Source organism: Lentzea waywayandensis, from assembly GCF_900115955.1.
GTDB classification, from domain to species: Bacteria; Actinomycetota; Actinomycetes; order Mycobacteriales; family Pseudonocardiaceae; genus Lentzea; species Lentzea waywayandensis.
Genome location: NZ_FOYL01000003.1, coordinates 239159 through 253089, shown reverse-complemented (window position 1 = coordinate 253089; position 13931 = coordinate 239159). Strand labels below are relative to the sequence as shown.

Genomic DNA, 13931 nt, shown 5'->3' with positions numbered 1-13931 from the left:
TGTGGGCATGACCGGGGTTGGCAGACGAACTTTCCTGATCGGCGCAGCCGTGGCCGGTGCCGCTTCGACCGGTACCGCCCACGCCGCTGCACCTGTGTTCGAGCACGGTGTCGCGTCCGGCGACCCGTTGCCCGACGGTGTCCTGCTGTGGACGCGCGTGATCACCTCCAAGCCGATCCGGTGGGAGGTCGCGCGTGACGAGGACTTCCACCGGATCGTGAAGCGCGGCATCGCCCGCACTTCGGCTGCTCGGGACCACACGGTGAAGGTCGAGGTCCACGGCCTGCGGGACAACACCCGCTACTGGTACCGGTTCCGCGTCGGCGACGTCGTGTCGCCGGTCGGCAGGACCAAGACCGGGGGCTGCGGGTCCGAGCTGAACTTCGGCGTCGCGTCGTGCGCGAACTGGTCGGCCGGGCACTTCGCCGGCTACGGGTACCTCGCCCGCCAGGACCTCGACGCCGTGATCCATCTCGGCGACTACATCTACGAGAACAACTACGGCGCGGTCCGCGAGCAGGACCCGCCGCACGAGTGCCTCACCCTCGACGACTACCGGCGCCGGCACGCGAAGTACAAGACCGACCAGCACGTCCAGTCGCTGCACGCGGCGCACGCCATGATCGCCACCTGGGACGATCACGAGAGCGCGGACAACTCGTCCAGCATCGGTTCGCCACAACACGATCCGGCGACCGAAGGCCCGTGGGGCGCACGGCTGGCCGCCGCGACACAGGCCTACTACGAGTGGATGCCCGTGCGCGAGGGCAGGCTCGACCGGACGTTCCGCTTCGGCGAGCTGGCGACGTTGACCATGCTCGACCTGCGCTCGTACCGCACCGACGCGACGATCCTCGGTGCCGCCCAACGGGACCGGCTGATCGACACCCTCACCACCGACCGCGCTCGTTGGCAGTTCGTCGGCAACTCGGTGATGATGAGCCCGCTCAAGGTCCCGCCGCTGCCGGGCCTCCCGCAGTCGAACCCCGACCAGTGGGACGGCTTTCCCGCCGACCGGGAGCTGGTGCTCAGGTCGTTGGGAGACCGGAAGAACACGGTGTTCCTGACCGGCGACATCCACAGCTCGTGGGCCATCGACGTGCCGCTCGGCGGGCAGCCGGTGGCCACCGAGTACGTCGTCACGTCACTGACGTCGGACAACTTCGACGACCTGCTGAAGGTGCCGCCGCGCACGGTCGCGTTGCAGGTCGAGGCGCAGTTCCAGGCGCTCAACCCGCACGTGCGGTTCGTGGAGCTGGACTCGCACGGCGTCTCGACGCTGCGGGTGACCGCGGACGAGGTGCGGTTCGACTGGCACTACGTGGCGGACAAGAAGAACCCGGACAGCGCTGTGGCGCGTGCGCATTCGTTCCGCACGCGCCACAACACTGCTCAAACCGAGAGGGTTCCGCTCTAGGCGAGCGCTGCCAGCGCGGTGTGCACCATCACGCGGACGCCCACGAGGAGCGCACGCTCGTCGAGGTCGAACGTCGGCTGGTGCAGATCGCGCTGCTTCTCCTGGCCGTTCCACACGCCGAGGCGCGCGAACGAGCCGGGCACGTGCTCCAGGTACCAGCCGAAGTCCTCACCACCGGACGACTGCTCGGTGCCTGCGAGCGCGTCGTCGCCCAGTGCGGCCTCGATTCCGGCGCGCAGGATCTGGGTCGACTCGCGCTCGTTCACCACCGGCGGCACGCCGCGGCGGTGGTGCAGGTCGAAGCCGACGCCGGTCGGGGCCAGCAGGCCCGTCACCAGGTCCTTGACCAACGGCTCCAGCTCGGCCCAGATGTCGCGGTCGCCGGTGCGCAGCGTGCCGCGCACCAGGCCTTCCTGCGGCACCGCGTTCGGCGCCTCGCCCGCGTGCACCGCGCCCCACACCAGGACGGTGCCGGAGCGGGGGTCGACGCGGCGCGACAGCATCGTCGGCAGGCCGGTGATGACCGTGCCGAGCGCGTGCACCAGGTCCGCGGTGAGGTGCGGGCGCGAGGTGTGGCCGCCCGGCGAGGACAGCCGCAGCTCCAGCAGGTCGGAGGCCGACGTGATGGCGCCGATGCGCGTGCCGATGCGGCCGACCTGAAGGCGCGGGTCGCAGTGCAGACCGAAAATTCGCTCCACACCGTCGAGTCCGCCCGCGGCCAGCACGTCGAGCGCGCCGCCCGGCATGACCTCCTCCGCCGGCTGGAACACCAGCCGGATGCGGCCGGGCAGCTCCGTCGCCGACGCGAGCGCCAGCGCGGTGCCGAGCAGGACCGTCGTGTGGGCGTCGTGACCGCACGCGTGCGACACACCGTCCACAGTGGACCCGAACGGCAGGCCGGTGTTCTCGTGCAGCGGCAGGGCGTCCATGTCCGCGCGGAGAGCCACGCAGCGAGGGCCGTGGCCGATGTCGCAGATCAGGCCCGTGCCGCCGGGGAGGATGCGCGGCTTGAGGCCGACCTCGCGCAGCAGCTTCGCTACGAGCTCGGTGGTGTTGTACTCGCGCCGGGAGAGCTCTGGGTTGGCGTGGATGTGCCTGCGCCAGGCGACGACGTCGGCGGAGTTCGCCTTCAGCCAGTCGTCGAGCCAGGCGGGGCCACGGCCTTCTCCCAGATCATCCACAGGAGACATGCTCACCCCGGTGGGGTCCACGAGCATCTCGGTGGACGTCTTCACAGTTGAGGAGCCCGAGGGCCGGGAGTCCAGAACCGTCATGCCGCACCTCCGCGGGCCAGCAGCCGTGCTCGCTGCTGGGAATCGGTGGCTGTCGCGATCGTCGTCCAAGCCATGGCAAGTGCTCCGTCAAGGAGCGCACGGTCGGCCGACGCCGAGGCACAGGCGGTCGCGAACTCTAGTTGGTGGTTCACCGCGTCTCCGCAGTCGATGGCGATGGTCGGGTGGATGGCGGGCAACACTCTGGTGACGTTGCCCATGTCGGTGCTCCCGATCTTCTCTCGTTGTTCCTGTTCGGGCGAGAGCGGTCGTCTTCCCAGCTCAGTGGCCGCACGCCGGTAGGCGTCCGCCAGCCACGGGTCGGGAGTCAACTCGGCGTAGATCGGTGAGACCTGCACGACCTCATGGGTGCAACCGGTCGCGAGTGCGCCGGCCGAGAAGCAGTCGCGGATCCGGTTCTCCAGACGCTGCAACGATTCCAGGTTTTCCGCCCTCACATCGAACATCGCCGATGCGCGGGCGGGTATTACGTTCGGCACGGTGCCGCCGTTGGTGACGATGCCGCTCACCATCTGGCCGGGTTCGAAGTGCTGCCGCAGCAGACTGATCGAGATCTGCGCGACGGTCACCGCGTCCGCGGCGTTGATGCCCAGGTGGGGGGCGGCGGCCGCGTGTGACGGCTTGCCCGTGTAGCGCACCTCGAGATCGGTGATGGCGAGCGATTTGGCGGCGCACGACTCGTACGGCGCCGGGTGCACCATCATCGAGAGCGAGACGTCGTCGAACACGCCTCGTTCCAGCATGAGCACCTTGCCCCCGCCGACCTCTTCCGCTGGAGTTCCGATCACCTTGACGGTGATACCCAACTGGTCGGCGATGTCACGCAGAGCGAGCGCGGAGCCGACGGAAGCGGCGGCGATGACGTTGTGCCCGCACGCGTGCCCGACCTCGGGCAAAGCGTCGTATTCGGCACAAAGCCCCAGCACCAGCTCGCCGTCGCCGTACGTCGCGACGAACGCGGTGTCGAGATCTGCGACCCCGCGGTCGACCTTGAAGCCCTCGCGGGCCAGCAGGGTGGTGATCTTCTCGACGCTGCGGTGCTCCTCGAAGGCCAGCTCAGGCTCGGCGTGGATCGAGTGCGACAGGTCCAGCAGCGCGTCCGAGTACCGCTCGACGGTCGAGCGTGTGCTGATCTTCAAGTCGGTACCCATTTGCCACCATCCTGCATCACCACCTGTAAGACGCAGCGCGCTGATGATGATCAACCGGACGGCCGGTCGCGGCGCTGCGCCAAGCGGCGAGCGAGTTTCGGTCTGACCGATCAACGATGACGCAAATGGTCGCGAGACACGCTTAATTTTGACTATTACGTCCCAGCATGTGGGAGGTGCGCTCTCAGCCCACCGACCGTTCGGCTAGCCCTTCTTGGCAGCCCGTTCCTTGCGCCACTTCGCCCACCGCTTCTTGTTGCGGTAGTAGACCAGCACGAACAGCAGCACGGCGATACCGCCGATCCACAGCTTGCGCTTGGTCTCTTCACGGGTCTCAGGCGAGGGCGCCTGCGGCGCGTTCACGTCGGGAGCCGGGTTCACGGTCGTCTGCTGCGCAGCCACCACAGGCGCGCTCGCCGCCTCTTGCGCGGACGCCACTCCGGCGATCCCGAGAACGCTCATCAGCGAGAACACGCAGGCCAGCAGCAACCTCGACATGGCCTGAACTCTACCTCGAATACCACGATCGAAGGTCACCCAAACTAGTTAAGCGCCTACCGTGAGTCCGATTGGAACGCCTTCAAAATCTGCTCTGCCGCGAGGGTGGCGGTGAGCTCTCCGAGGCGGACCTTCTCTTCGAGAGAGGGGGCGAGGGAACGCACGGCGGTGCTCTCGCGCACCTGCCGCCACAGTTCGTCGTGGACCATCATCCAGGTCCATTCGACCTGCTGGCGGCGACGGCGTTCGTCCAGTTCCCCGGCGTCTTTCAGGGTCCGCCGGTGTTCCATCACTCGGGACCACAGCTCGTCCAGACCGGCCCCGGTGAGACCCGAGCAGGTGAGGACCGGCGGGTGCCACAACGCGTCCGGCGGGCGCAGCAGCTTCAACGCCCCGGCCAGCTCGCGGGCGGCCTTGCGGGCGTCCAGCTCGTGATCGCCGTCGGCCTTGTTGACCGCGATGACGTCCGCGAGCTCCAGGATGCCCTTCTTGATGCCCTGCAACTGGTCACCGGTGCGCGCGAGCGTCAGGAACAGCGAGCAGTCCGTCATGTTCGCGACGGCCACCTCGGACTGCCCGACGCCGACGGTCTCGACCAGCACGACGTCGAACCCGGCGGCCTCGACCAGCACGATGGTCTCGCGGGTGGCCTGCGCGACGCCGCCGAGCGTGCCGGACGTGGGCGAGGGCCGGATGAACGCGTTCTGGTTCACCGACAGCCGCTGCATCCGCGTCTTGTCGCCCAGAATGCTGCCGCCGGTGCGGGTCGAGGACGGGTCGACGGCGAGCACCGCCACCCGGTGCCCCTGCTCGGTCAGCGTGGTGCCGAGGGCGTCGATGAACGTCGACTTGCCCACGCCGGGCACACCGGTGATGCCGACCCTGATCGCGTCGCCCGACTTGGGCAACAGCTCGATCAGCAGCTCCTGGGCCTTGGCCCGGTGGTCCGCACGCGTCGACTCGACCAGCGTGATGGCCCTGGCCAGCACGCCGCGATTGCCGTCGAGGACGCCCTTGGTGTACTCGGCGACATCGATCACCCTGGCGCGGTGACCACCGGCCTTCGTCGCGTTGTTTCGACGGTCAGACGGATTCATCGTGGTGTCTCCCCCGCGTCCTCATATCGGGCATATGGGGGCGCGGGGGAGACGCCGCGAGGGATCCCGCTGAGCGCCGAAAGAACCCGGCGAAGGTCGGTGGTCATCGCGCTAGCCATTGTGGCCAAGTTGGTTCGCGAGTTTCACCAGTAGATCCTTCGCCGCGTCCGCGATCACGGTGCCGGGCGGGAAGATCGCCGCCGCACCCGCCGCGTACAGCTCGTCGAAGTCCTGCGGCGGGATCACGCCACCGACGACGATCATGATGTCCTCGCGGCCGAGCTCGGCGAGTTCCTCGCGCAGCGCCGGCACCAGCGTGAGGTGGCCGGCGGCGAGCGAGGACACGCCGACGATGTGCACGTCGGCCTCGACGGCCTGGCGCGCGACCTCGTCCGGCGTCTGGAACAGCGGGCCGACGTCGACGTCGAAGCCGAGGTCCGCGAACGCCGTGGCGATGACCTTCTGGCCGCGGTCGTGACCGTCCTGGCCCATCTTGGCGACCAGAATGCGCGGCCGGCGGCCCTCCTCCACCGCGAAGGCCTCGACGACCTCGCGGCAGGCGTCCACGTTGGACACCGATCCGACCTCCTGCCGGTAGACACCGGAAATGGTGCGGATCTGGGCGGTGTGCCGTCCCCACACCTTGCCGAGCGACTCCGAGATCTCGCCGACGGTCGCCTTGGCGCGGGCGGCGTTGATCGCCAGCTCGAGCAGGTTGCCGCCGTTGTCCGTCGCCCTCGTGAGCGCGTCGAGCGCACTGTCCACTGCGGACTGGTCACGTTCTTCCCTGAGCCTGCGCAGCTTCTCGAGCTGCTGCGTGCGCACGCCGGCGTTGTCGACCTTGAGCACCTCGATCTGCTCGTCGGTGCCCACCAGGTACTTGTTGACGCCGATGACGGGCTGGCGACCGGAGTCGATGCGCGCCTGGGTGCGGGCGGCGGCCTCCTCGATGCGCAGCTTCGGGATGCCCTCGTCGATCGCGCGGGCCATGCCGCCGGCCTTCTCGACCTCGGCGATGTGCTCCCACGCCTTGGCGGCGAGCTCGTTCGTGAGCCGCTCGACGTACGCGCTGCCGCCCCACGGGTCGATCACGCGCGTCGTGCCGGACTCCTGCTGGAGCAGCAGCTGCGTGTTGCGGGCGATGCGCGCGGAGAAGTCCGTGGGCAGCGCGAGCGCCTCGTCGAGTGCGTTGGTGTGCAACGACTGCGTGTGTCCTTGCGTCGCCGCCATCGCCTCGACGCACGTGCGCGCAACGTTGTTGAACACGTCCTGCGCGGTCAGCGACCAGCCGGACGTCTGGCAGTGCGTGCGCAGGCTCAGGGACTTCTGGCTCTTCGGCTGGAAGTCGTTCACGAGCTTGGCCCAGAGCAGCCGCGCGGCCCGCATCTTGGCGATCTCCATGAAGTAGTTCATGCCGATCGCCCAGAAGAAGCTCAGCCGCGGCGCGAACGCGTCGACGTCCAGCCCCGCTTCCTTGCCGGCGCGGATGTACTCGACGCCGTCCGCGAGCGTGTACGCCAGCTCCAGGTCGGCGGTCGCCCCGGCCTCCTGCATGTGGTAGCCGGAGATCGAGATGGAGTTGTACTTCGGCATGTGCCGGCTGGTGTAGCTGAAGATGTCGGAGATGATCCGCATCGACGCCGCGGGCGGGTAGATGTAGGTGTTGCGGACCATGAACTCCTTGAGGATGTCGTTCTGGATCGTCCCCATGAGCTGCTCCGGCTTCACCCCCTGCTCCTCCGCCGCCACCACGAACAGGGCCAGGATCGGGAGCACCGCGCCGTTCATCGTCATCGACACGGACATCTTGTCCAGCGGGATGCCGTCGAACAGCGTGCGCATGTCGTAGATCGAGTCGATCGCCACGCCGGCCATGCCGACGTCACCGGCCACGCGCGGGTGGTCCGAGTCGTAGCCGCGGTGGGTCGCCAGGTCGAACGCGACTGAAAGGCCCTTCTGGCCGGCCGCGAGGTTGCGGCGGTAGAAGGCGTTCGACTCCTCGGCGGTGGAGAAGCCCGCGTACTGACGGACGGTCCACGGCTGGTTGACGTACATCGTCGGGTAGGGGCCGCGGAGGAACGGCGCCACGCCGGGGTAGGTCCGCAGGAAGTCCAGACCGTCTACATCGGACGGACCGTAGACCGGCTTGACCGCGATGCCCTCCGGCGTCTCCCACGGCGGCAGGTCGGTCTCGTACTTCGCCTGCGGGAGCGGGCCGAGGTCGATGTCCGCGAAGTTGGGGATCATCGCTCCACTCCCAGAAAGCCGTAGGTGTCGTTGAGGATCTCGAGCGCCGGGCATCCCGTGTAGACGAAGCCGTCGACGGTCGCGTCGGTCTTCTTGCCTGCCAGGAGTACCCGCTCCGCACCGGCGGCACGCAGTGCTTCGACGGTCGGGACGGCGCTTTCGGCGTAGCTGGTGTCGCTGCCGCACAGGACGGCGACCTTGGCGCCGGACTCCTTGAACTTCGCGGCCACGTCTTCGGGGGTCCTGGTCGCGCCCGCGTTCGGGGTGGCGAAACCGCCGGCGTTGAAGAGGTTGGCGGCGAAGGTGGCCCTGGCGGTGTGGGCGGCGACCGGGCCGAGGGTGGCCAGGAAGACCTGCGGCCGTTCGGGCTGGGCGTCGGCCAGGTCGCGCAGCTCTTCGAAGGCCTGTGCATAACGGACCCGAGGCAGCCCGAAATTGTCAGACCTGCCTGAGAAACTTGGGATGGGGGGTGTTTCCCCCCAGGGGGCCTGCGAATCCGAATCGATTCCGACCGCAGGCTCGCGGACGACCGGCTTCTCGCCGAGGTTCGGGAACTCGCTGACGCCCGTGATCGGGTCACTCCGGTTCGCGAGCCGCGCCGACCGCGCCGCCCAGGTAGCAGCGATCCGCGAGGCCACCAGCGAACGCGCCTCCTCCAGCCCACCCGCCCGTTCGATCTCCTGGAACCACGCCCAGGCCTCCACGGCCAGCGAGTCGGTCAGCTTCTCCACGTACCAGGACCCGGCCGCGGGGTCGATCACCTCACCGAGGTGCGACTCCTCCAGCAGCAGGTTCTGCGTGTTGCGCGCGATCCGCCGGGCGAACTCGTCCGGCAGCCCGATCGCCGCGTCGAACGGCTGCACGGTCACCGAGTCGGCGCCGCCCAGTCCCGCGGACAGGCAGGCCACGGTGGTGCGCAGCATGTTCACCCACGGGTCGCGGCGGGTCATCATCGCCGACGACGTCACGGCGTGTTGCACCTGCACGGCGTCAACGCCGGACACCTCGGCCACGCGCGCCCACAGCCGACGAGCGGCGCGCAGCTTGGCGATGGTCATGAACTGGTCGGCCGTCGCTGCGTAACGGAACTCCAACTGTTCGAATGCAGCAGACACCTCGAACCCAGCGGCCGTGAGAGCACGCAGGTGCGAAACCGCCAGTGCGAGAGAGGCGCCCAGTTCCTCGGAGTCGGAGCCGCCGGCATCGTGGAACGGCAGCGCGTCCACCACGACGGTCCGCAGCCCCGGGAACTGCGAGCGGGCCTGCCTGATGACGTCGAGAGCCTCGCCATGAGGTGTCAGGGCCAGGTTGCCGCGCACCTCGTCGGCCAGTACCGGCGCCTGGTCGTAGATCCGCAGCATCGCGCGTGCGGCGTCCACGGAACCGTCGAGCACGATCGGCGCGAGGTCGAGGTACACGCCGTCGAGGAGGCGCTCCAGCGACGCGGCCGGCACGGCCAGCCACACCGAGGTGACGCCGCCCTCCAGGTCGTTCATCAGGGCGACCGGATCGGGCACGGCGTGGCGCTGCCGGATGTCCCAGCCCTGCTTCACCGGCGCGAGCGCGTACGGCTCCAGGGCGTCGTCGAGGGTGTAGAGCGGCTGGAGCTCGATGCCGTCGTAGGTCTTCGTGACCAGGGAGTCGAAGCTCGCGCCGGTCTTGCGGAGCACGGCGTCGACCAGCTCACGCCACTGTTCCCTCGACGCTGAGGGGAACTCGTTCGGGCGGAATTCGGCGGTCAATGCCAACTCCATCATGCGTTGCAGTGTTACCGACCAGTACCGACACGGCTATGTGAGGTTCACCGCCGTTAACGATGCAGTCAGTGTGTCAGGAACAATTGAGGCGTGGACAACGGTGACCTCCAGCGCCTGATCGCGGATCGATATCGGCTGCTGCACGTGCTCGGTCAGGGCTCGATGGGCACCGTGTGGGCCGCTCACGACGAGGTGCTGGGCCGGCAGGTCGCGGTGAAGGGCATCCTGCAGACCCCCGGCATGCCCGAGGTCGAGGCCGCTCAGCTGCGAGAACGCACCATGCGCGAGGCGCGTGCCGTCGCCGCGTTGTCCCACCCGAACCTCGTGACGCTCTATGACGTCCTTCAGCAGGACGGCGACCCGTACGTGGTGATGGAACTGGTGCCGTCCCGCAGTCTCGGCGAGGTGCTTCAGGAGCAGGGCTGCCTCACCGAGAAGCAGGGCGCGGCGGTGCTGGACGCGATCGCGGCGGCGCTGGCGTCGGCTCATCGGGCCGGCATCACGCACCGGGACGTGAAGCCCGGCAACGTGCTCATCGCGGACGACGGACGGGTCAAGCTCACGGACTTCGGCATCGCGCGCAACGTCGCCGAGGCCACCATGACCGCACGCGGCATCACGCTCGGCACGCCCGCCTACATCGCGCCCGAGGTGGCTCAGGGCGGTGACGTGTCGGCGGCCGCGGACCGGTGGTCGCTCGGCGCGACGATGTGGGCCGCGATGGCAGGCGAGCCTCCGTACGTGGGCCGCAACGTCATGCAGACGATCAACGCGGTGATCCACGGCGACGTGCCCGTGCCGGCGGGCGCCGGGCGGCTCGCGCCGGTGATCAGCGGGTTGATGCAGAAGGAACCGGCCGGGCGGCTGTCGCTGGTCGACGTGCGCAGGCAGGTCTACCCGCTGCTGCCGGAGCCGGGCACGGACGCGTTCGAGGTCCGCGAGCAGGTGCAGGTGCCGATCGTCGTGCGGCCCAAGCCGAAGATCGAGCCGGACGCGCCGCTGGCCGACGACCCGGGCCCGTTGCCGTTCATGATCACGAAGCCGATCACGCCGGAGAGGCGACGCGGACGTGTGGCCACGACGTTCGTCCTGGCGGCGGCACTCCTGCTGTTCGTGGCGGGATCCGGCGGCGGGTTCGCGCTGACCAGGCTGGCCGCGGGCGCGCCACTGCTGCCGCCGGCCGAGCAGACGCTGCCCACCCTGCCGACCCTGCCCACGTCGGCGACCCTGCGGCCCCGCACCGCGTCGGCCGTGCTGGCGAACGGCGACCAGGGCGGCAGGTTCACGCTGAACGTCGAGCAGAGCTGGTCGGTCTACACCGAGCAACGTGGCGCCGACCAGCGGTTCCCGGTCTCGGCGGTGGTGCACTTCGTGTCGGGCAGCGGCGCGTACGAGGTGACGGTGCAGCGGTTCCCCGAGTACTACCCGAAGCGCGACATCGACACGTACGTGGCCGGCGTGCAGGGACGCTGGCCCGGCAGGTTCTTCGGCGGCGAGACGACCTCGACGCCGGACCTCCCTGGACCACGCAGCGAGAACAGCATCCAGTTCCTCTACAAGACGGTCGAGGGTGACGAACCCACCGCGCTGCGCAGGTCGCACTTCTCCCGGCTGCTCCCCTACGGCAACGACCTGTGGGTGGTCGAGGTCATCGTGCCGACCGAGCAGGAGGACGAGGCTCGCGTGCGACTGTTCGACGCGATCGCCTCCACCTTCGCACCGGTTTAAGCTCTCGCGGTGACTCCAGAAGAGCTGGCCGGCAAGGCCGCGGAAGAGATCCAGAGCCGCACCGGCAACGCGAAGCACGACATCGCCATCGTGCTCGGCTCGGGCTGGCGGCCCGCCGCCGACGTGATCGGCGACCCGGTCACCGAGATCCCGGTGGGCGAGCTGACGGGCTTCGAGGCGCCGACCGCGCTCGGCCACGGCGGCACCATCCGTTCCGTCGAGGTCGGTGGCAAGAAGGTCCTCGTCGTTCTCGGCCGCACCCACGGCTACGAGGGCAAGGGCGTCCAGAAGGTCGTGCACGGCGTGCGCACCGTCGCAGCCGCGGGCGTGTCCACGGTCGTGCTGACCAACGCGGCCGGTGGCCTGCGTCAGGGCATGTCCGTCGGGCAGCCCGTGCTGATCTCCGACCACCTGAACCTGACGGCCGTGTCGCCGCTGGTCGGCGCACGGTTCGTGGACCTCACGGACCTGTACTCGCCGCGGCTGCGCAAGGTCGCGCAGGCGATCGACCCGTCGCTGGAGGAGGGCGTGTACGCGGGGCTCCCGGGCCCGCACTTCGAGACGCCCGCCGAGATCCGGATGCTGCGCACGATGGGCGCGGACCTGGTCGGCATGTCGACCGTGCACGAGGCGATCGCCGCACGTGCCGAGGGCGTCGAGGTGTTCGGTCTGTCGCTGGTCACGAACCTCGCGGCCGGCATCACCGGCGAGCCGCTGAACCACCAGGAGGTGCTGGAGGCCGGCGCCGCCGCGGCTCAGCGCATGGGCACGCTGCTGCGTGAGCTGGTGGAGCGCGCATGAGCCTGGCGCCGGCACTGCGTGACGCGACGTTCCGGTGGATCGCTGACGACCCGTCGGACGCGACGCGAACCGAGCTCCAGGGCGTGTTGGCACGGGCGATGGGCGGCGACCCCGCCGCGTTGGAAGACCTCCAGGACCGCATGGCCGGGCCCCTGACGTTCGGCACCGCCGGGCTGCGCGGGCCGGTGCGGGCGGGCACGAACGGCATGAACGTCGCCACGGTGGTCCGCACGACCGCCGGTCTGGCGTCGTGGCTCGGTACGTCCGGCCTGGTGTTCGTCGGCCGGGACGCCCGGCACGGCTCGGAGGACTTCGCCGTGGCCGCCGCCGAGGTGATGGCGGCCGCGGGCTTCGACGTGCGCGTGCTCCCAGGGCCGTTGCCGACGCCGGTGCTGGCGTACCTGGTGCGCGCACATGGCGCGGTGGCGGGGATTCAGATCACCGCGTCGCACAACCCGCCCGCGGACAACGGCTACAAGCTGTACCTGACCGGTGGTTCGCAGATCGTGCCGCCTGCGGACGGCGAGATCGAGAAGGCGATCGAGGCGGTTCCGGCCGCGGTGTCCGTGCCTCGGAACGTCACCTACACCACGGTTTCCGACGCCGAGGTGGACGCGTACCTGGAGCAGGTGGCGTCACTGCCTCGCGGCAGCTCCCGTTCGTTGAAGATCGCGCTGACGCCGATGCACGGCGTGGGCGGCGCGTTCGCCGTGGAAGCGTTGCGGCGTGCGGGTTTCACCGACGTGCACGTGGTGCGGTCGCAGGCGGTGCCGGATCCGGACTTCCCGACCGTGGTGTTCCCGAACCCGGAGGAGCCCGGCGCGTCCGACGAGCTGCTTTCCCTTGCGGCGTCGGTGAACGCGGACCTGGCCATCGCGCTGGACCCGGACGCGGACCGGTGCGCGCTGGGCGTCAAGGACGGCGAGACGTGGCGGATGCTGCGCGGCGACGAGACGGGCGTGCTGCTCGGCTCGCTCGTGTTGTCGACCACCGAGTCCACGGATCCGTTGGTGGCAACGACGATCGTGTCGTCGTCGCTGCTGAAGTCGATCGCGGCGGCGCACGGTGCCCGGTACGCGGAGACGTTGACGGGCTTCAAGTGGCTGGCGCGCGCGGGCGAAGGCCTCGTGTTCGCCTACGAGGAAGCGCTCGGCAACTGCGTCGATCCCACGCACGTCGCGGACAAGGACGGCATCTCGGCCGCCGTCGTCGCCGCTGACCTGGCCGCCGGCCTGAAGGCCTCGGGCCGCACGTTGCTGGACGCGCTGGACCAGCTCGCGACGGACCACGGCCTGCACCTGACCGACCAGGTCTCCTTGCGGTACACCGATTTGAGCCTGATCGGCGCGACGATGGCCCGGCTGCGCGCGAACCCGCCCGCGGACTTCGCGTCCGAGGACCTGCTGCCCAGCGCGGACGTGCTGCGGTGGACGGCGGACGGCGTGCGCGTGATCGTGCGCCCGTCCGGCACCGAGCCGAAGCTCAAGGCCTACCTGGAGGTCGTGGAACCGGTCACGGACGGACTGGAGTCCGCCCGTGCGTCAGGTAGGGCCCGGTTGGCTGAACTGCGGGAACGGGTGACTGAGCTCGTCAGCTAGCTGACGTCGCCAGCGCGTAGGTCAAGGCGAGCGCGGCGAGGACGAAACCCCCGCCGGCCACGAGGTAGGCCCTTCTGGTCGGCGGGGACACCGCGTTGCGGCGTCCCTCGGTGACCGCCGCGACGGCGATCCGACCGAAGATGTACGCGATCGCGCAGAGCCCCACACCGAGTCCGAGCAACATCGTGTTGATGTCCCACGGGCTGTGGTCGAACCCAGGCCACAATGACGCGAACAGGGGCCCGATCCCGATCATCCCGATGCCGACCGCAAGGCCGAAACCCCAGGTGATGCGGCGCTGACGAGGACTGGTGTGCATTAGGGCGGTGGTCTTCATGGTCCCTC

At 69.4% G+C, this 13931-nt stretch carries 11 protein-coding genes; 4 read left to right on the top strand and 7 right to left on the bottom strand.

The window, feature by feature from the left end:
- Window positions 1–7 precede the first annotated feature (7 nt).
- Window positions 8–1417 carry an alkaline phosphatase D family protein gene (locus tag BM417_RS11895; RefSeq protein WP_093593560.1) on the top strand — a complete coding sequence of 470 codons (1410 nt, stop codon included), beginning with the start codon at window positions 8–10 and terminating at the stop codon, window positions 1415–1417.
- Here the strand turns inward: BM417_RS11895 and BM417_RS11890 are convergent.
- The 6 genes from BM417_RS11890 to BM417_RS11865 all read right to left on the bottom strand — a co-directional run bounded on the left by BM417_RS11890 (window position 1414) and on the right by BM417_RS11865 (window position 9459).
- Window positions 1414–2691: a M20 family metallopeptidase gene (locus BM417_RS11890; protein ID WP_093591698.1), complete on the bottom strand. Its 1278-nt coding sequence runs from the start codon at window positions 2689–2691 to the stop codon at window positions 1414–1416. The two genes, BM417_RS11895 and BM417_RS11890, sit on opposite strands and share 4 nt — an antisense overlap.
- Window positions 2688–3860: a M20 family metallopeptidase gene (locus BM417_RS11885; RefSeq protein ID WP_093591695.1), complete on the bottom strand. Its 1173-nt coding sequence runs from the start codon at window positions 3858–3860 to the stop codon at window positions 2688–2690. The genes BM417_RS11890 and BM417_RS11885 overlap by 4 nt, the downstream gene beginning before the upstream one ends.
- Window positions 3861–4064: 204 nt before the next feature.
- Window positions 4065–4358: a hypothetical protein gene (locus tag BM417_RS11880; RefSeq protein WP_093591693.1), complete on the bottom strand. Its 294-nt coding sequence runs from the start codon at window positions 4356–4358 to the stop codon at window positions 4065–4067.
- Window positions 4359–4414: 56 nt separating this feature from the next.
- A complete protein-coding gene (gene meaB, locus BM417_RS11875; protein WP_093591690.1) occupies window positions 4415–5455 on the bottom strand; it encodes a methylmalonyl Co-A mutase-associated GTPase MeaB in 1041 nt (346 codons plus the stop codon).
- Between the two features lie 111 nt (window positions 5456–5566).
- Window positions 5567–7702, bottom strand: coding sequence for a methylmalonyl-CoA mutase (scpA, locus tag BM417_RS11870; RefSeq protein ID WP_093591687.1), 2136 nt, complete (start codon window positions 7700–7702; stop codon window positions 5567–5569).
- Window positions 7699–9459: a methylmalonyl-CoA mutase family protein gene (locus BM417_RS11865; RefSeq protein ID WP_093591684.1), complete on the bottom strand. Its 1761-nt coding sequence runs from the start codon at window positions 9457–9459 to the stop codon at window positions 7699–7701. Before BM417_RS11865 ends, scpA begins: the two co-directional genes overlap by 4 nt.
- A gap of 90 nt (window positions 9460–9549) precedes the next feature.
- Between BM417_RS11865 and BM417_RS11860 the strand changes: the two genes are divergently transcribed.
- From BM417_RS11860 to BM417_RS11850, 3 genes are read left to right on the top strand one after another with little or no spacing between them, the layout of a single operon-like run.
- Window positions 9550–11187, top strand: coding sequence for a serine/threonine-protein kinase (locus BM417_RS11860; protein ID WP_093591681.1), 1638 nt, complete (start codon window positions 9550–9552; stop codon window positions 11185–11187).
- 9 nt (window positions 11188–11196) lie between these two features.
- Window positions 11197–11988: a purine-nucleoside phosphorylase gene (locus BM417_RS11855; RefSeq protein WP_093591678.1), complete on the top strand. Its 792-nt coding sequence runs from the start codon at window positions 11197–11199 to the stop codon at window positions 11986–11988.
- On the top strand, window positions 11985–13586 hold the full coding sequence (locus BM417_RS11850) for a phospho-sugar mutase (RefSeq protein ID WP_093591675.1): 1602 nt from the start codon (window positions 11985–11987) through the stop codon (window positions 13584–13586). Before BM417_RS11855 ends, BM417_RS11850 begins: the two co-directional genes overlap by 4 nt.
- Here BM417_RS11850 and BM417_RS11845 read toward each other — a convergent pair.
- Complete coding sequence (locus BM417_RS11845) at window positions 13579–13923, bottom strand: hypothetical protein (protein WP_245821867.1); 345 nt, start codon at window positions 13921–13923, stop codon at window positions 13579–13581. The two genes, BM417_RS11850 and BM417_RS11845, sit on opposite strands and share 8 nt — an antisense overlap.
- Between the last annotated feature and the right edge of the window lie 8 nt (window positions 13924–13931).

Bases quoted from the DNA above. Each gene is read 5' to 3' on its own strand.
- BM417_RS11850 (WP_093591675.1), top strand. From the start codon at position 11,985: ATGAGCCTGGCGCCGGCACTGCGTGACGCGACGTTCCGGTGGATCGCT.
- BM417_RS11880 (WP_093591693.1), bottom strand. From the start codon at position 4,358: ATGTCGAGGTTGCTGCTGGCCTGCGTGTTCTCGCTGATGAGCGTTCTC.
- BM417_RS11885 (WP_093591695.1), bottom strand. From the start codon at position 3,860: ATGGGTACCGACTTGAAGATCAGCACACGCTCGACCGTCGAGCGGTAC.
- meaB (WP_093591690.1), bottom strand. From the start codon at position 5,455: ATGAATCCGTCTGACCGTCGAAACAACGCGACGAAGGCCGGTGGTCAC.
- scpA (WP_093591687.1), bottom strand. From the start codon at position 7,702: ATGATCCCCAACTTCGCGGACATCGACCTCGGCCCGCTCCCGCAGGCG.
- BM417_RS11890 (WP_093591698.1), bottom strand. From the start codon at position 2,691: ATGACGGTTCTGGACTCCCGGCCCTCGGGCTCCTCAACTGTGAAGACG.
- BM417_RS11865 (WP_093591684.1), bottom strand. From the start codon at position 9,459: ATGATGGAGTTGGCATTGACCGCCGAATTCCGCCCGAACGAGTTCCCC.
- BM417_RS11845 (WP_245821867.1), bottom strand. From the start codon at position 13,923: ATGAAGACCACCGCCCTAATGCACACCAGTCCTCGTCAGCGCCGCATC.
- BM417_RS11895 (WP_093593560.1), top strand. From the start codon at position 8: ATGACCGGGGTTGGCAGACGAACTTTCCTGATCGGCGCAGCCGTGGCC.